This is a genomic window from Arthrobacter sp. YC-RL1 (assembly GCF_001454985.1).
GTDB classification, from domain to species: Bacteria; Actinomycetota; Actinomycetes; order Actinomycetales; family Micrococcaceae; genus Glutamicibacter; species Glutamicibacter soli.
The window spans coordinates 2,475,452-2,491,832 of sequence record NZ_CP013297.1; the positions used below are offsets into that span (position 1 = coordinate 2,475,452).

The following is a 16,381-nucleotide window of genomic DNA, read 5'->3' on the forward strand; positions in this document are numbered from 1 at the left end:
CCCGACATGAGTTAAGGGCGGATTCGGCCAAGATCGTGACGGGGATGTCGAAATACAATCGGAAGCTTCTCTTCGAAGGCATCCAGTCACGATTAGGCCCTTGGGTGTTCCGGGGCGAAGACCGACGCCACCACCATGATTTTGAATCGAACCTGATCCCTATCGATCAGGAATGAGATATCCCAAAGTCGTAGATACTTACCCATACTGTCGGAAGACGGAGGACAATTAAGTTATGGGTATCAGAGATATTTTCGAGAATGACGACGACTCCCACCGCCTCCCGATTGAAGCACCGGGGCTGAGGGACACCGTCCAAACGACAGGTACATGGGGCGCGGCTATTCAGCGTCAGAAGTACTTCACCGGTCCCCTGGAAGTGCTGACCGAACTCAATAAGCAGATGCCTGCCCAAGACCTGGCCGTCGGGCTAGACCAACTGGCCATGCTTAGCAGGCTCCGCAGCATGCTGGATGCTAGCGAGGCAGTCCTCATGGCGGACACCTACGAACTCTTCGCGCGAGGTGTCGCTCTCCAATCCAACGGCGACAACCGCATTCAAGCAGAGGACGAACCTACCCCTGAACAACTTGCGGAAATGGGTGTCTCCGCCGACGACATTCTGGCGAATTTGTCTGCAGGCTACTATCGCGTCACCCCACATGACCAAGAAATAGCACGCTCCTCGTTTGTTGCCGAAGCATCCATCGCCATGAGAGATACAGACAATCACATTTCCAATAAACTCACCATGGCTGAAGGTTTGCGGCATCTATGCCTTGAAACCTTGAATGCGTTGAGCGCCGGTGAAATTACAACTCAGACCGCGCGCGAGATCATCAAAAATGCTCAGGACCTCGAAACTGAAGACGTGCACCGCATGGAAGAACTCCTGCTGCCATTTGCCAAACACGCCAGCGATTCGGCCGTCCGGCAACGGGCACGCCGGCTTCACGAAAAGATGCACCCGAAGCCAATCGACGAACGCCACAAAGATGCAAAAGAAACCCGGGATCTGCGTTGGTGGATGGAGAAAGACGGTATGGCGGTCGCGCAACTTCGCGGCCCAGCGGAAGATATCATTTCAGTGGTAAACACCGTCGAACATCATGTCGTTTCAAACGTCGATCCCGAAGATCCCCGAACACGCGGTCAATTAAGATACGACACACTGAGGGACGCCTTGCTGGACGGTTGGCCGGAGGGCGGCGGCAGTACGCTGAAAACCAAGGTGGCCGTAACGATTCCGGCTGTCGAGATGCTGGCAGATCCTAGAAAGGCCTTGGCAGACCTCGAAGGATACGGTCCAATCCCGATTGGAACGGCTTTGAAGCTGGCGGCGGATGCCCCGTCGATGCTTCGATTGCTGACTGACCCGTGGAGCGGCGCCGTTATCGACGTCGACCGCAAGAAGTACCGCCCACCGCAAGCTCTTCGAGACCTGCTTAGATTCCGGGATACGCAGTGCCAATTCCCGGGATGCAACCGCTTGCCAGAGCGATCCGAAGTTGAACACATCGATGACTGGGCCAAAGGCGGCGGAACCAACCGCACCAACACCAAGCTTTGCTGCAAACGACATCAGATGTTCAAGCACGCTTTGGGCTGGAACTACACTTACCTCCCCGATGGCTCAGTCATGTGGCGCACTCCTCATGGGCAGACATGCATCGAAATTCCAGGATCAGTGACGAGCGTTCAGAACTTCGATTTCAACGCAGATCGCACCCCGCAACGTCTCGTCATCGAGCTCACAGACCGCGTAAGGAAAGTTCTGGGGTACGAATTCGAAGAACCGCCTGAAGTAGACGCGAACTAGCTCTTGCGAGTTTCCAAAACAGGATTGTTGCCCCGTTCCACAGCCTCACATCGTCGAGCCTACGTATGGATTCAAGGCAGAAAACAACATGTCAATCGACATGTTCGTGTGCTTTGAATTCGGTTCAGCGCCGCGAGTAGTTGCCATCCTCGCATGAACGAATTATTGATTCAATGGACGGCGGCAGTTCGCCTACGGTTTCTGCATTTTCTCTGATCGAGCAAAAGCGACCTGCTAAATGAACAAAAATTCTGTTCATTTCCACCGCGTTATTAGTTGTCGCCGACTCTAGTCATTTGCCGCAACCCTGCAGGGGTTCACCAATATCAGGTTGGACAACTCGCCGCTTTAAGAGCACGGCACACCATCCACCCACATCCCCCGCCGGCACTGTTGTGAACAATTATTCTGTTCACTTTCCGCCATCACGCGCTCTGGATTTGAATTATCGTCATGTTCGGGTCGCATGGATTCCTGAAAGATAGGTCCGGAGTGCTGAGATCCAGAAGTAAGTAGATGCACCGCGTAAATCCAACTCCCTGGCAACAGCGGATTGCAGCATGAGCATTATTTGTGTTCATCGGCAGGACGGGGCTCTCGGATCGCCAATTGCCGGACGTTCCCCAGAGAGTCTCGAATGCACGGCGAACCGGCAGCTCGGGCGCTGGCTTTCCCCACCCGCCCTGCGCATCGCCTGTTTCAGGTGCTACGAGGGATACCTGATATTCGGGCGTCGTGCCGGTCAGCGAAGCGCTCCTATAGGAACTGAACACATTTTCTGTTCATTTTTCACCGGCAGTTCGCTTGTGGTCCATGGCGACGTCTCCACGTATTCGATCCGCCACGCCACGATAAAAGCATCGTGGCAGGCACGGGCAAACTGAGATGAACACCGTGGAAATCGCACACAAACCGAGATATTTACCAGTGCCCAATCGACGTTTGGATCGTATGCCTCTAGCTCCTCGCGTTACGGCACCGCGAAGAATTAAATCACTTGTCGAAACCCGCGGAATCGCTGGAGTTCGGAGCCCTTGGTCCGGTCCCGGAAAACAATTGTGGATTGCCATCTTGACAGTCCCTGAGATTGAGAGCACACTGATCGTATACGATTTGATGTACGAGATCATGTACGACGAAAGTGGGCAATTCACCGATGGGCACTCCGATTCCGGTCACCGAGGAAACCTTCAGCCAAGCAGGAAAGGTTCTGGCCGTACACCTGAGCTACTCTTCGCGTGCAGCGCAGCGCGGTCGCACCCCGAAGTTCCCGAGCTACTTCATGAAGGCTTCCAGCTCCCTGGCTGCCACCAACGGCACCGTTGAGCGCCCGGCCGGCACCGAGCTGTTGGCTTTTGAAGGTGAGATCGCACTGATCATCGGCAAGGCAGCCCGCCGCGTCTCCGTCGAGGATGCCTGGAGCTACGTCGGCTCCATCACCGCATCGAACGACCTGGGCGTGCACGACATGAAGTACGCGGACAAGGGATCGAACATCCGCTCCAAGTCCGGCGACGGCTACACCCCGCTGGGTCCTATGGCACTTGACGCCGCTTCGGTCGACCCTGCCAAGCTGCGCGTGCAGACCTGGGTCAACGGCGTCATCGCCCAGGACGCAGACACCTCCGAGCTGCTGTTCTCCTTCGCGCAGATCGTTGCAGACCTGTCCCAGCAGATGACCCTGCTGCCGGGCGACATCATCCTGACCGGCACCCCTGCCGGGTCCACCGTCTTCTTCCCGGGCGACATCGTCGAGGTTGAGGTCACCGACCTCGTCTCCGGTGCCACCACCGGCAAGCTGAAGACCACCGCAGTGGAAGGCACCGCCACCTTCGCTGACTTTGGCAACCAGCCAAAGGTCAACGAAAAGGACAAGGAAGACGCCTACGGCGACCGCGAGTCCGCCGGCCTGGCTCCGAAGCTGACCGGCAAGGACGTGCTGACCGACGCCATCCGCGAGCAGCTGGCCTCCGTCGCGACCGCCACCCTGTCCGGCACCATGCGCAAGCACGGCATGAACAATGTGAACATCGAAGTTTCCGGCGCCACCAAGGGCATGCAGCGCGTGATCGGCACCGCCGCCACCCTGCGCTACATCCCGAACCGCGAGGACCTCTTCAAGGCCCACGGCGGCGGCTACAACATGCAGAAGCAGGCCATCGACGCGGTCAAGGACGGCGAGATCCTGGTCATGGAGGCCCGCGGCGAGACCGGTTCGGCCACCTTGGGCGACATCCTGGCACTGCGTTCGCAGCAGCTCGGCGCCGCGGCCATCATCTCCGACGGCGGCGTGCGCGACCTGGATGCCGTGAGCAACCTGGATATCCCGGTCTTCCACAACGGGCCGCACCCGGCAGTCCTCGGCCGCAAGCATGTGGCCTGGGACCGCGATATCACCGTCGCCTGCGGCGGAGTCTCGGTGCAGCCGGGCGACGTGATCGTGGCCGATTCCGACGGCATCGTGGTGATCCCGCCGGCCATGGTCGAGCAGATCGCCGCCGAGGCGGCGGCCACCGAGGAGAACGACGAGTTCATCTTCGCTATGGTCAAGCGCGGCCACGGCATCGAGGGCCTGTTCCCGATGAACGCCGAGTGGAAGACCAAGTTCAATGCCTGGAAGGATGCAGGCAGCCCGGACCTGGACTCATGGGCGCTGTAATGACCGCTTCCAAGTCCGAGGCCGCCTATCAGCTGGTCTCCGAGCGCATCGTCAATGGCGCCTACTCCCCGGGCTACCGCCTGGTGCTGGGCACCATTGCCGACGAACTGGGCTGCTCCGTGGTCCCGGTGCGCGAGGCGATCCGCCGGCTGGAGGCTGAAGGGCTGGTGCACTTCACCCGCAACGTCGGGGCGACCGTCGCCCACGTGGATTCCACGCTCTACCTGCACACCATGCAGACGCTGATGATCATCGAACCGGCCGCCACCGCACTGGCAGCCGACGCGATGGACGCCGCGTGGCTGGCCGAAGCGCGCAAGCTGAACGATGCGATGCGCCAGTGCCTTGAGGACTTCGATCCGGTCGCGTTCACCCGCATGAACACCGAGTTCCACAAGCTGCTCTACGGCCAGTGCCCTAACCCGCACATCCTGGACCTGGTCCAGCGCGGCTGGCGCCGACTGGCGGCCATGCGGGCCAGCTCCTTCACTCACATCCCGTCACGGGCCAAGGCCAGTGTCCAGGAGCACGAGGCGTTGCTGGAGCTGATCGCGAACCACGCCACCCCGGCGCAGATCGAGACTGCATGCCGCGCGCACCGCGCGAACACGCTGAACGCGTACCTGGCTTCGGCCGGAATGCCGCCCAGCGCCATCTAGAAAACTTATCCCGCACCAATTTTTCACACCGCACGAAAGGAAATGCCCGCTGATGAGCAAGCACTTCGTTCCAGAAAATCTGCCGGCCAAGATCCAGCACTACATCAATGGCGAATTCGTCGATTCCATTGGCGGCGAGACCTTCGAGGTCCTGGACCCGGTGACCAACACCGCGTACACCACCGCCGCAGCCGGCCAGAAGGCCGACATCGACGCCGCCGTGGCCGCTGCCACCGAGGCATTCAAGAACGGCCCATGGCCGAAGATGAAGGCCCGCGAGCGCGCCAACGTTCTGTACAAGATCGCCGACGCGGTCGTCGCCCAGCAGGACCGCCTGGCCGAGATGGAAACCTTCGACACCGGCTTGCCGATCACCCAGGCCAAGGGCCAGGCCCAGCGCGCCGCGGAGAACTTCCGCTTCTTCGCCGACCTGATTGTCGCCCAGCACGACACCGCGTTGAAGGTGCCGGGCACCCAGATCAACTACGTGAACCGCAAGCCGATCGGCGTCGCAGGCCTGATCACCCCGTGGAACACCCCGTTCATGCTGGAGTCCTGGAAGCTCGCCCCGTCGATCGCTTCGGGCTGCACCGTCGTGCTCAAGCCTGCCGAGTTCACCCCGCTGTCCGCTTCGCTGTGGGCCACCATCTTCGAGGAAGCCGGCCTGCCGAAGGGCGTCTTCAACCTGGTCAACGGCATGGGCGAAGACGCAGGCGACGCACTGGTCAAGCACCCGGACGTCCCGCTGATCTCCTTCACCGGCGAGTCCTCCACCGGCCAGCTGATCTTCCGAAACTGCGCCGAGAACCTCAAGGGCATGTCGATGGAGCTGGGCGGCAAGTCCCCTGCCATCGTGTTCGACGACGCCGACTTCGACGCGGCCATCGACTCCACCCTGTTCGGCGTCTTCTCGCTGAACGGCGAGCGTTGCACCGCCGGCAGCCGCATCCTCGTCCAGCGCGGCATCTACGAGAAGTTCGTCGAGGCCTACGCGGCCCGCGCCAAGAACATCAAGGTCGGCGATCCGCACGATCCGGCCACCCAGGTCGGCGCGCTGGTGCACCCTGAGCACTACGACAAGGTCATGAGCTACGTCGAGATCGGCAAGTCCGAAGGCCGCCTGGTGGCCGGCGGCGGACGCCCGGAGAACCTGCCCGAGGGCCAGGAGAACGGCTCCTACGTCGCACCGACCGTGTTCGCCGACGTCGCCCCGGATGCCCGCATCTTCCAGGAAGAGATCTTCGGCCCGGTTGTCGCCATCACCCCGTTCGACACCGACGAGGAAGCCCTTCAGCTGGCGAACAACACCCGCTACGGCCTGGCTGCCTACGTGTGGACCAACGACCTGAAGCGCGCGCACAACTTCGCGCAGGACATCGAAGCCGGCATGGTCTGGCTGAACTCGCACAACGTGCGCGATTTGCGCAGCCCGTTCGGCGGCGTGAAGGCTTCGGGCCTGGGCCACGAAGGCGGCTACCGCTCGATCGACTTCTACACCGACCAGCAGGCAGTGCACATCACCCTGGGCGATGTCCACACCCCGAAGTTCGGCGCCTAACCACAAAATTTCTGCTTGCAAAGGAGCAACCCAATGAGCAACGAAATCCCCAAGCCAGTCGCACCAGCACCGGATATCCTGCGCTGCGCCTACGCTGAACTGGTCGTCACCGACCTGGCCAAGTCCCGCAACTTCTACGTGGACGTCCTGGGCCTGCACGTGTCCTACGAGGACGAGAACCAGATCTACCTGCGCTCCTTCGAGGAGTTCATCCACCACAACCTGGTGCTGACCAAGGGCCCGGTGGCCGCGCTGAAGGCCATGGCATTCCGCGTGCGCACCCCTGAGGACGTCGACAAGGCCGAGGCCTACTACCAGGAGCTGGGCTGCCGCACCGAGCGCCGCAAGGACGGCTTCGTCAAGGGCATCGGCGACGCCCTGCGCGTCGAGGATCCGCTGGGCTTCCCGTACGAGTTCTTCTTCGAGACCACCCACGTCGAGCGCCTGCACATGCGCTACGACCTGTACTCGGCCGGCGAGCTGGTCCGCCTGGACCACTTCAACCAGGTGACCCCGGACGTTCCGCGCGGCCGCAAGTACCTCGAAGACCTGGGCTTCCGCGTCACCGAGGACATCCAGGACGACGAGGGCACCACCTACGCAGCCTGGATGCACCGCAAGGGCACCGTGCACGACACCGCGCTGACCGGCGGCAACGGCCCGCGCCTGCACCACGTGGCCTTCTCCACCCACGAGAAGCACAACATCATCCAGATCTGCGACAAGATGGGCGCCCTGCGCATCTCGGACCGCATCGAGCGCGGCCCGGGCCGCCACGGCGTGTCCAACGCGTTCTACCTGTACATCCTGGATCCTGACGACCACCGCATCGAGATCTACACCCAGGACTACTACACCGGCGATCCGGACAACCCGACCATCACCTGGAACGTCCACGATAACCAGCGCCGCGACTGGTGGGGCAACCCGGTTGTGCCTTCGTGGTACACCGAGGCCTCCAAGGTCCTGGACCTGGACGGCAACGTGCAGGAAATCATCGAGCGCACCGACGACTCCGAACTGGAAGTCACCATCGGCGCCGACGGCTTCTCCTACACCCGCGCCGGCGACGAGGACGGCTCGTACCACGGCCAGGCTTCGAAGGGCTTCAAGCTGGGCAACCAGCTCTAAACCCTTCGCGCGAATGCAGCCCTTCCCTGGCTGCTACATGAAGAACTGCGGTTCGCACACTGTGCGAACCGCAGTTCTTTTTTGCATCCCGGGGCCCGCAATCCCGGGCGGCTCAGGATTCCAGCGGGGCCAGCCGCCCGATCTGACGGCCCTGCGCGTCGCTGATGACCAGCTGCCCGTCGACCTGACGCGCGCTGGCCAATCTTGAGAGCCAGGTGTCCACCCCCTGGCAATACATCATGGTGCTGGCCATCTGCGAGAACAGATAGCCGTCCCCCTCACGGCTCCACGAGCCCATGAGCCGGTTGCAGCCATCCGAACCGCTGGCCCGGCCGTCTTCCCAGAGCACCAGCGAGGGCTGTCCTGCGGCCTCGCTCCCCCACTGCGCGATCATCTTTTCATCCATACCACCGAGGGTAGTCCCCGTGCCCGGGCTTCCGCCGAATCGACCCCGGGTGTCGCACCGACTTGCTAGCGTGGGACCCAGGAGAAATTCTGCATCCCAAGCCCCGGCATCCCAAACCCGGGCAACCCAGGAGGAGCGCAATGGACAACCGGCAGCCGGCAACAAGCCGGGAAGACGTGGTGGCGTTGGCCCGCGCCATCGCCGCCAAGGCCCACCAGGGCCAGACGGACAAGCTCGGCGCCGCCTATATCGGCCACCCGGCCCGGGTCGCCGAGCATGCCCGGCGCCTTGGCGGCGACGAGTACGCGGTGGCCGCGGCATGGCTGCACGACGTCATCGAGGACTGCGAGGTGAGCGCCACGGACCTTTCCGCAGCCGGCATCCCCCGGGAGGTCTGCGATGCCGTGGTGCTGCTGAGCAAACGGCCCGGGCAGAGCCTGGAAGAGTATTGCACCGGGGTGTTGGCCAACCCGCTGGCGATGCTGGTCAAGCGCGCCGACCTGGCCGACAACACCGACCCGGAACGCACCAGCCTGCTGCCGGAACACACCCGGGCGCGGCTGGCGGCCAAGTACGCGCGCACTGCGCAGCTGCTGGGTGTTCGGCCGGAACATTGACGCAGGAGCATTGACTTTGTGATGCTTTGGGCAAGACTGGGAGCATGGCCCAGCAATCGCACGAGGGATACCGGGATCGCAGCCATGCCGGCGCCGCGCTGGGCATGGCGCTGGCCAGCGAGCTGCCCGCCGGCAACTACACGGTGCTCGGGCTGCTGCGCGGCGGGGTGCCGGTGGCGTCCGAGGTCGCGCGCAGCCTGGGCGGACGGCTCGGGGCGCTGGCGGTGCGCAAGCTCGGGGTGCCGAGCAACCCGGAAATCGCCTTCGGCGCGATCGCCAGCTACGGGATGGCGTCCGGACGCTACCTCGACCAGGAGATCCACCGGCGGGCGCTGCGCTACTTCGGTGAATCCGAACTGGAATCCGTGGAATTCCGCGCCACCCGGGAGCTGATGGAGCTGGCTGGGGAGTTCAAGCCCTACGCCCCGGATCTGGCAGGGCAGCAGGTGGTGGTGTGCGACGACGGCATCGCCACCGGCTCCACGATGCTGGCCGCACTGGATCTGGTGTGGCGGCTGAAGCCCAAGCTGGTGGTGGTCGCGGCCCCGGTGGCCCCGTCGGAGCTGGTGCAGAACCTGGCTTATCCGGCCGACCAGGTGGTGATCGCCTGGCAGCCGCCGGACTTCCGGGCGGTCGGCGCCCACTACCAGGACTTCGCCCCGGTGCAGCGCGAGGAGGCGCTGCGGCTGCTGCGCGCGGCAGGGAATTAGGCAGTGCCGGCAACCCACCTAGAATTGAGTCCATGACTGCAACGCTCGTCGCCAAGGACCTCGCCGGCGGCCACGCCCACCGTACCCTCTTCGCGCACCTGGATTTCACCGCCGCCCCGGGAGATGTGTACGGGGTGGTCGGGGTGAACGGCGCAGGCAAGAGCACGCTGCTGCGCCTGCTGGCGGGGGTGGACGAACCCCAGGGCGGCTCGGTGTCCACCGCCCCGGACGGCGCGTTCATCGGCTGGCTGCCCCAGGAGCACGAGCGCTTCGCAGGCGAGGACATCGCCGCCTACCTGGCCCGGCGCACCGGCTGCGCCCAGGCGACCGGGGCCATGGAAGCCACCGCGCAGGACATGGCCGAGGGCAAACCCGGGGCGGACGACGCCTACGCGGCGGCCTTCGAGACCTGGATGGCCTCCGGCGCCATGGACCTGGAGGACCGGATCCCCGAGACCCTGGCGGAGCTGGGCTTCACGCTGCCGCTGGACACCCAGACCGCGGCGCTGTCCGGCGGGCAGATGGCCCGCGTCGCGCTGGCCGCGCTGCTGCTCTCCCGCTTCGACTTGGTGCTGCTCGACGAGCCGACCAACGACCTCGACCTGGCAGGGCTGGAACGCCTGGAGCAGTTCATCATGGCGCTGCGCGCGCCGGTCATGCTGGTCTCGCACGACCGCGAGTTCCTGGCCCGCTGCACCAGCGGCATCATCGAACTCGACCTAGCGCAGAACCAGGTCGCCGTCTACGAGGGCGGCTACGACTCCTACCTGGAGGAGCGCGCCGTGAACCGCCGGCACGCGCGCGAGGCCTACGACGAGTACGCCGGGAAGAAGGCGGATCTGGTGGCGCGCGCCCGGACCCAGCGCGAATGGTCCTCGCAGGGCGTGCGCAACGCGATGCGCAAGGCCCCGGACAACGACAAGATCCGCCGCCGCGCCAACAGCGAATCCTCCCAGAAGCAGGCAGCCAAGGTGCGCCAAATGGAATCGCGGATTGCCCGGCTGGACGAGGTGGCCGAACCGCGCAAGGAATGGGTGCTGCAGTTCTCCATCGCCGACGCCCCGCGCGGCTCCTCGGTGCTGTGCACGCTGAACCAGGCGCAGGTTTCGCTGGGCGGTTTCGCGTTCGGCCCTACCAGCGTGCAGGTCAACGCCGGTGACCGGATCGGCATCACCGGCCCGAACGGCGCGGGCAAGTCCACGCTGCTGAACCTGCTGCTCGGCCGGCTGGCCCCGGACGCCGGAAGCTCGGTGCTGGGCGCCTCGGTGCTGATCGGCGAGATCGACCAGGCGCGCAGCCAGTTGCCGGCGCAGCTGCCGCTGGGCGAGGCGTTCGAAGCGGCGGTGCCGGAGTACTCCTCGGCGGAGGCCCGCACGCTGCTGGCCAAGTTCGGGCTCAAGGCGGAGCAGACGGCGTCGGCGGTGGGCAAGCTGTCCCCCGGCGAACGCACCCGCGCCTCGATGGCGCTGCTGCAGGCGCGCGGGGTGAACCTGCTGGTGCTCGACGAACCCACCAACCACCTTGACCTGCCCGCCATCGAGCAGCTCGAAGAAGCGCTGGAGGCCTACCAGGGCGCGCTGCTGCTGGTGACCCACGACCGGCGCATGCTTCAAAACGTGCGGCTGGACGCGCGCTGGCAGGTGCTGGACGGGCAGCTGTCCGCCGCCTTCTAGCTCGGCTGCGTCATCGACCAGCGGGCGCTCAGCAATCTGCCGTACAGTGAAACGCAGAGGAGCCGAGACTTTCAGTTCTTTACGACTGAGACGTCGACAGCTGCCACACCCAAGGATCCAACTTGAGTAGCACTCCCGTTTTGCCATCGCCTGCACCCTCGGTGCTGCCCGGAGACCCCAAAAGCTTTTTCCACGTCAAGAAACTGGTCGGCGAAGCCGGGCTGATCCGGCGCCGGCCCGGGCATTACCTGGGTATCGGCATCGTGCTTGCCGCGTTGCTGGCGGGCACCGTGGCAGGCATGCTGCTGCTGGGCGAGAGCTGGTTCCAGCTGCTCATGGCCGCCGCGCTTGGCCTCTTGCTCACCCAGTTCGCCTTCCTGGCCCACGAAGCGGCGCACCGCCAGATCCTGGCTTCCGGCAAAACCAACGACAAGCTCGGCCGCTTCCTGGCCAACTTCGTGGTCGGCATCAGCTACCAGTGGTGGATGAACAAGCACAGCAAACACCATGCAACTCCGAACACCATCGGCAAGGACCCGGACATCGAATGGGACACCATCTCGTTCCAGCCGGCCGACGCGAAGCGCCAGCGCGGCCTGCTCAAGTGGATCACCCAGCGCCAAGGCTACCTGTTCTTCCCGCTGCTGACCTTGGAAGGGCTGAACCTGCATCTGCAGTCGATCAAGTACCTGTTCGTCGGCCGGCGGGTGAAGCACCGCCGCCGCGAACTGATTTCGATCGGCCTGCGCATTGCCCTGTACCTGGGCGCCGTCTTCTTCCTCTTGCCGATAGGCATGGCCTTCGCCTTCCTCGGCGTGCAGCTGGCTGTCTTCGGCATCTACATGGGCGCCTCGTTCGCGCCCAACCACAAGGGCATGCCCCTGGTGCCCGCGGACGCCCGCATCGACTTCTTCTCGCGCCAGGTGCTCACGGGACGCAACGTGTTGGCTCGCTCCAGCTTCGGCAACAGCGTGCTCTCGCACGTCTACGGCGGGTTGAACTACCAGGTGGAGCACCACTTGTTCCCCTCGATGCCGCGCGCCAATCTGGCAGGGGTTTCAAGGATCGTGCGCAGCTACTGCGCCGAGCACCGGATCCCCTACACCGTTGCCAGCGTCCGCGAGTCCTACGCCCAGGTCATCTCCTACCTGAACAAGGTCGGGCTTTCGGGCCGCGACCCGTTCGAGTGCCCCATGATTTCCGGATACCGCAGCAGCTAGGGACCAGATGGACCCTGCCCGGCTACTTGCTGCGTGTGAGCGTGCCGATCTGGTCGCCCTTGGCATCCGAGAAGGTCATCTTGTCGCCGGAGATCGTTGCGGTGGCGGCCCCGCCGAGCCAGGAATCGACGCCCTCGCAGTACATCTGGGTGCTGCCCATGGCGCCGAAGTCCACGGTGCCGTCCTTTTCGGTCCACTGGCCGATGAGGTTGTTGCACCCGTCGCTGCCGCTGATCTTGCCGTCGGAGCCGAGGTTCATCCACGGTTGGCCTTCGGCCTCCGTGCCCCAGGTGCCGTCCGGGCTCGCCGGGGCCTGTTCGGCCGGGCCGCTGCTCGATCCGCATGCGGCCAGGCCCAGCGCCAGCGCTCCTGCTGCCATCAATCCTGCAAGTCGTTTCATCTCTTCCAGCTTAAGCCACGCTTAGCGCGCTGACCAGTGCAATCGCAGACCCGGAGCGTCGTTTCGGCCAGCGGTGCCAGCCCTGCTATTGAGGCTGGGCTCCGTGATGGTCGTGGCGCCAGTCGGCCACGGCGACCCAGAGCGTGGCGATCACCAGCAGGCCCGTGGCGGCGAAGGACAGCGTCATCGCCAGCGGGTAGCCGACAACCTGGTTCATGCCGTAGAACACGGCGGTGATGACCGCGATGCCCACGGCGGTGCCCACGCGCTGCGAGGTCTGCATCAGCCCGCCGGCGGAGCCAGAGTTCTGAACGGGTACCTCCATCAGGGTCAGTGCCTGGTTCGGGGAGATGATGAAGCCCTGGGCGGCGCCGATGAACGCCAGCGAGAGCAGCATCCACCAGATGCTCACGATCCCGCGCGCCTCCAGCTCGACCACGGCCACCGTGACGACCAGCCCGAACAGCGCGCTGAGCGTGCCGCCGATGACCAGACGGCGCCCGGCGGTCATCACGTAGCGGCCGGCGACGTTCGAGCTGAGCGCCGAGAGCAAGGCCGCCGGCAGCGCGATCAGCCCTGCCTGCAGCGCGCTGAAGCCCAGCGCCTGCTGGGTGTAGACTGCCACCAGCACCCAGACGCTGGACACGCCCATGAAGTACAGGCCGGCGATTACTGTGCCGTTGGTGAAGCTGCGCACCCTGAACAGCGCCAGGTCCACCATCGGGGCCGCGCCGCGCGCCTTGTAGCGTTTCTCCCATGCGATCCACAGCAGCATGAACAGCAGCGCCACCGGCAGCAGGGCCCACAGCCACGGGTTCTCGCGACCCTGCACGAACGGGAAGAGGAAGGCGAAGATGCCCAGCGCCAGCAGCAGCCCGCCCACCGGATCCAGATCGAGCCGACCGGAGGGTTTGGTGAACAGCGGACGCGGCAGCCAGATGACTGCCAGCAGCAACGCGATGATCCCGATCGGCACGTTGATCAGGAACGTGGAGCGCCAGCCTGCCTCGGCCCCCAGCCAGTTGATCAGCGCCCCGCCCATCACCGGGCCGATGGCCACGGAGAATCCGATGACCGTGCCCAGCAGCCCGTAGGCCCGTCCGCGTTCCGCGCCGGTGAAATGCTGCTGGATCAGGCCCATGACCTGCGGGTTGAGCAGGCCGGAGCCGACGCCCATGACGAAGCGGGCGATGTTCAGCATCAGCGGGTCGGCGGCCAGCCCGGCCAGCACGGAAGCCAGCGTGAAGATCACGACGCCGGCGATGAACATCATGCCGCGGCCCAGCAGGTCCCCGGCACGCCCGGCGGCTACCAGCACTACGCCGAAGGTCAGCGCGTAGCCGGCGAGCACCCACTGCATGTCGGCCTCGGTGGCCTGCAGGGTGGTTTCGATCGAGGGAAGCACCACGTTGACGATGCTGACCGAGACCAGCGACATGAACATGACGGCCAGCAGCACACCGAGCAGCTTCCAGCGTCCGGCCGGCGAAAGCGCCCCAGGCGCCGGAATGGCGGCTGCGGCGGGCGCAACCTCGGCAGCCAACGGGGGGTCTTGCGGGGGCTGGATGGCAGGCATGGCAACTTTCGGACAACGGCTGGCGGAGCTGGTTCGGTGCGCGCCGAAGCCGCCGGGCGGTTCATGGCACGCGCTGGGTATAGCGCCCGGGGGCACCGGGATATTCCCCGCACCTGCTGCGGGGCTGGCGTTTGCTCTGGTCAGTCAGCGGCTGGCAGCGCGTCCAGCATTCCCTGGATGGAGAGGATGCGCAGCTGGAGCAGCTCTTCGAACAGGTCGTCGCTGTCCATGCGCGGCTGTTTCAGGGATTCGCGTACCAGCGGGGCCTCGGCCTCCGGGTAGCGCTCCAGCCAAGCCTGCGGCACCACACGGGAGATGTAGTCGTTCCGGCCTTCCGGGACACGGTCCAGGAAGTAGTCCGCCTGCAGGGCAAATGACATGATGTCGCGGCTGAACGCCCGGATCAGGGTCAGCGCCTGCGGCATCTCGAAGCCCATGTCCGTGTAGAACCGCAGCAGCCGTTCCATCATCTCGATGTAGCGCGGTCCGCCGTCCACCTCCACGCGCTCGGAGATCGGAACCACCGCAACCAGCGGATAGGTGCGGTACAGCGCTCGGCTGACCCGGTAGAACTTGCGCACGGTGTCACGCCAATTGACCGGGTCGAACTCCAGCAGCGGCGTGCTGCGGATGAAAAGCTCCACCGCCATGTTCACGACCTCCTGCCGGTCGCTCACGTAGTTGTACAACGCCCGCGAGGTGGCCCCGAACCGTCCCGCCAGGCCGTTCATGGTCAGCGCGGTAAAGCCTTCGGAACCGATGATCTTCAACGCTTCGGAAGCGATGGCTTCCTTGGTGATGGGAACCTGGGAGGCGTCCTTGCGCGGGCGTCCCCGCCCCCGCTTCACCGGAGTATCGTCTTCAGTGCGATCCACGTCGCTCATCTGGCTACCCTTTCACGGTGTTCATCGTCCATCATCCGGCAACGACCCCTGGTTACAACAGCGCCAGCAGGTTTCGCGCCCGTTCATGCCACATGCCGGCGGCCAGGGCCAGGTGGCCGCCGGCGAAGGACATCGCCCCGGCAAGCCACGGCCACAGCAGCGGCGCTTCGTAGGTGGTCGGCAGCGCCGCGATGAAGCCCGCGACCGTGACCAGCAGGCCGGTGGCGATCAACGCGATGTGGCTCCAGCGCCGCCGCATCGGAAGTAGCAGCGCCAGGGCCGCAAGCGCCGCCGCCGGAACAAGGATCAGCCACGCATTCCCGGTGAAGCCCTGTAGGCCACGGTAGGTCGTGTAGCCGATGGCCGCAAGCAGGGCCGCGGAAGCGCAGATCAGCCAGGCCGGACCGGGGCTGGCCATGGATCCGCGCATCATCAGCAGCGGGGTAAACACCTGCGCCCAGAGCAGCACCGCCAGCGGGAGGAGGAACGCGCCCAGGCTCGCCAGTCCCAGTACGCAGGCGGCGGTGGTCGCCAACGCTCCAATGACCTGCAGGACCAGGCCGGGAATTCCGTGGACAACCAGCGGCAGCAGGCTGAAGAGCACCGGGATGAAGGCGAAAATCATCACCGCGGAGCCCAGCGACAATTCCAGCTCGGCTAGGGTGCCGAAGATCGTGCCGTCGACGTAGCCGAAGGACAACGGCTCGGCGAGCGCAACAAATTGCGAACCGAGCACCAGCAGCGCGGCGGTGAGCACCGACAGCGCGAAGATCGGCCAGGCCAGAATGCGGGTCAGGAATTGGCGGCCGCCGCTGACCTTCAGCTCCGTTGGTTCGGTAGGGGTGAACCCGGCGGCGACCGCAGCCGGCTCCCCCAGGCGGCGCAGCAGTTCGGACTTGCGCCGGCCCTTGCCGGGTAGCCGGGATATCTGTTCGCGGGTATGTGCAAGGATCTCGGTGCGCTCGGCGTCGGAAAGAAAACTCAATTCCCGACGCAGCTGTTCAAGATAGTTGCGCGCGGCCCGCGGCAGATGAGATTGCATCCATCCAGCTTACGTGGCCAGCCTGAG

General features: G+C 64.6%; 14 protein-coding genes. 9 read left to right on the plus strand and 5 right to left on the minus strand.

Translation table 11 applies throughout. The features are described 5' to 3' along the window. Positions 1-235: 235 nt before the first annotated feature. The 5 genes from ATC04_RS11480 to hpaD all read left to right on the plus strand — a co-directional run bounded on the left by ATC04_RS11480 (position 236) and on the right by hpaD (position 7,826). Positions 236-1,819: an HNH endonuclease signature motif containing protein gene (locus ATC04_RS11480; RefSeq protein ID WP_047118800.1), complete on the plus strand. Its 1,584-nt coding sequence runs from the start codon at positions 236-238 to the stop codon at positions 1,817-1,819. A gap of 1,156 nt (positions 1,820-2,975) precedes the next feature. Continuing rightward, positions 2,976-4,478, plus strand: a complete 1,503-nt coding sequence (locus ATC04_RS11485; RefSeq protein ID WP_047118799.1) for a fumarylacetoacetate hydrolase family protein — start codon at positions 2,976-2,978, stop codon at positions 4,476-4,478. Then, positions 4,478-5,137, plus strand: a complete 660-nt coding sequence (locus tag ATC04_RS11490; protein WP_047118798.1) for a GntR family transcriptional regulator — start codon at positions 4,478-4,480, stop codon at positions 5,135-5,137. Before ATC04_RS11485 ends, ATC04_RS11490 begins: the two co-directional genes overlap by 1 nt. Positions 5,138-5,189: 52 nt before the next feature. Continuing rightward, positions 5,190-6,695, plus strand: a complete 1,506-nt coding sequence (hpaE, locus tag ATC04_RS11495; RefSeq protein WP_047118797.1) for a 5-carboxymethyl-2-hydroxymuconate semialdehyde dehydrogenase — start codon at positions 5,190-5,192, stop codon at positions 6,693-6,695. 33 nt (positions 6,696-6,728) lie between these two features. Beyond that, positions 6,729-7,826, plus strand: a complete 1,098-nt coding sequence (gene hpaD, locus ATC04_RS11500; protein ID WP_047118796.1) for a 3,4-dihydroxyphenylacetate 2,3-dioxygenase — start codon at positions 6,729-6,731, stop codon at positions 7,824-7,826. A 112-nt stretch (positions 7,827-7,938) separates the two neighbouring features. Here hpaD and ATC04_RS11505 read toward each other — a convergent pair whose 3' ends face one another. Continuing rightward, a complete protein-coding gene (locus ATC04_RS11505) occupies positions 7,939-8,232 on the minus strand; it encodes an META domain-containing protein (RefSeq protein ID WP_047118795.1) in 294 nt (97 codons plus the stop codon). Between the two features lie 140 nt (positions 8,233-8,372). Here ATC04_RS11505 and ATC04_RS11510 point away from each other — a divergent pair, with 140 nt between their 5' ends. From ATC04_RS11510 to ATC04_RS11525, 4 genes are all read left to right on the plus strand, one after another. Beyond that, complete coding sequence (locus ATC04_RS11510; protein WP_047118794.1) at positions 8,373-8,849, plus strand: HD domain-containing protein; 477 nt, start codon at positions 8,373-8,375, stop codon at positions 8,847-8,849. A 44-nt stretch (positions 8,850-8,893) separates the two neighbouring features. Next, positions 8,894-9,559 (plus strand): phosphoribosyltransferase family protein, encoded by a 666-nt coding sequence (locus ATC04_RS11515; protein WP_047118793.1) that lies wholly within the window; start codon positions 8,894-8,896, stop codon positions 9,557-9,559. A 32-nt stretch (positions 9,560-9,591) separates the two neighbouring features. Beyond that, positions 9,592-11,232, plus strand: a complete 1,641-nt coding sequence (locus ATC04_RS11520; protein ID WP_047118792.1) for an ABC-F family ATP-binding cassette domain-containing protein — start codon at positions 9,592-9,594, stop codon at positions 11,230-11,232. A 122-nt stretch (positions 11,233-11,354) separates the two neighbouring features. After that, positions 11,355-12,452: an acyl-CoA desaturase gene (locus tag ATC04_RS11525; protein ID WP_060617026.1), complete on the plus strand. Its 1,098-nt coding sequence runs from the start codon at positions 11,355-11,357 to the stop codon at positions 12,450-12,452. 22 nt (positions 12,453-12,474) lie between these two features. On the opposite strand, the gene ATC04_RS11530 is transcribed toward ATC04_RS11525, so the two are convergent. The 4 genes from ATC04_RS11530 to ATC04_RS11545 form a co-directional block, all read right to left on the minus strand. Then, positions 12,475-12,852, minus strand: coding sequence for an META domain-containing protein (locus ATC04_RS11530; RefSeq protein WP_047118789.1), 378 nt, complete (start codon positions 12,850-12,852; stop codon positions 12,475-12,477). Positions 12,853-12,937: 85 nt separating this feature from the next. Then, positions 12,938-14,428, minus strand: a complete 1,491-nt coding sequence (locus ATC04_RS11535) for an MFS transporter (RefSeq protein WP_082123847.1) — start codon at positions 14,426-14,428, stop codon at positions 12,938-12,940. A gap of 140 nt (positions 14,429-14,568) precedes the next feature. Next, on the minus strand, positions 14,569-15,312 hold the full coding sequence (locus tag ATC04_RS11540; RefSeq protein ID WP_047118788.1) for a TetR/AcrR family transcriptional regulator C-terminal domain-containing protein: 744 nt from the start codon (positions 15,310-15,312) through the stop codon (positions 14,569-14,571). Positions 15,313-15,364: 52 nt separating this feature from the next. Further along, entirely contained in the window at positions 15,365-16,354 is a 990-nt protein-coding gene (locus ATC04_RS11545; RefSeq protein ID WP_152666813.1) for a hypothetical protein, read from the minus strand. Positions 16,355-16,381: the final 27 nt, after the last annotated feature.

Bases quoted from the DNA above. Each gene is read 5' to 3' on its own strand.
- hpaD (WP_047118796.1), top strand. From the start codon at position 6,729: ATGAGCAACGAAATCCCCAAGCCAGTCGCACCAGCACCGGATATCCTG.
- ATC04_RS11480 (WP_047118800.1), top strand. From the start codon at position 236: ATGGGTATCAGAGATATTTTCGAGAATGACGACGACTCCCACCGCCTC.
- ATC04_RS11535 (WP_082123847.1), bottom strand. From the start codon at position 14,428: ATGCCTGCCATCCAGCCCCCGCAAGACCCCCCGTTGGCTGCCGAGGTT.
- ATC04_RS11520 (WP_047118792.1), top strand. From the start codon at position 9,592: ATGACTGCAACGCTCGTCGCCAAGGACCTCGCCGGCGGCCACGCCCAC.
- ATC04_RS11545 (WP_152666813.1), bottom strand. From the start codon at position 16,354: ATGCAATCTCATCTGCCGCGGGCCGCGCGCAACTATCTTGAACAGCTG.
- ATC04_RS11505 (WP_047118795.1), bottom strand. From the start codon at position 8,232: ATGGATGAAAAGATGATCGCGCAGTGGGGGAGCGAGGCCGCAGGACAG.
- ATC04_RS11490 (WP_047118798.1), top strand. From the start codon at position 4,478: ATGACCGCTTCCAAGTCCGAGGCCGCCTATCAGCTGGTCTCCGAGCGC.
- ATC04_RS11510 (WP_047118794.1), top strand. From the start codon at position 8,373: ATGGACAACCGGCAGCCGGCAACAAGCCGGGAAGACGTGGTGGCGTTG.
- hpaE (WP_047118797.1), top strand. From the start codon at position 5,190: ATGAGCAAGCACTTCGTTCCAGAAAATCTGCCGGCCAAGATCCAGCAC.
- ATC04_RS11530 (WP_047118789.1), bottom strand. From the start codon at position 12,852: ATGAAACGACTTGCAGGATTGATGGCAGCAGGAGCGCTGGCGCTGGGC.
- ATC04_RS11540 (WP_047118788.1), bottom strand. From the start codon at position 15,312: ATGAGCGACGTGGATCGCACTGAAGACGATACTCCGGTGAAGCGGGGG.
- ATC04_RS11515 (WP_047118793.1), top strand. From the start codon at position 8,894: ATGGCCCAGCAATCGCACGAGGGATACCGGGATCGCAGCCATGCCGGC.
- ATC04_RS11485 (WP_047118799.1), top strand. From the start codon at position 2,976: ATGGGCACTCCGATTCCGGTCACCGAGGAAACCTTCAGCCAAGCAGGA.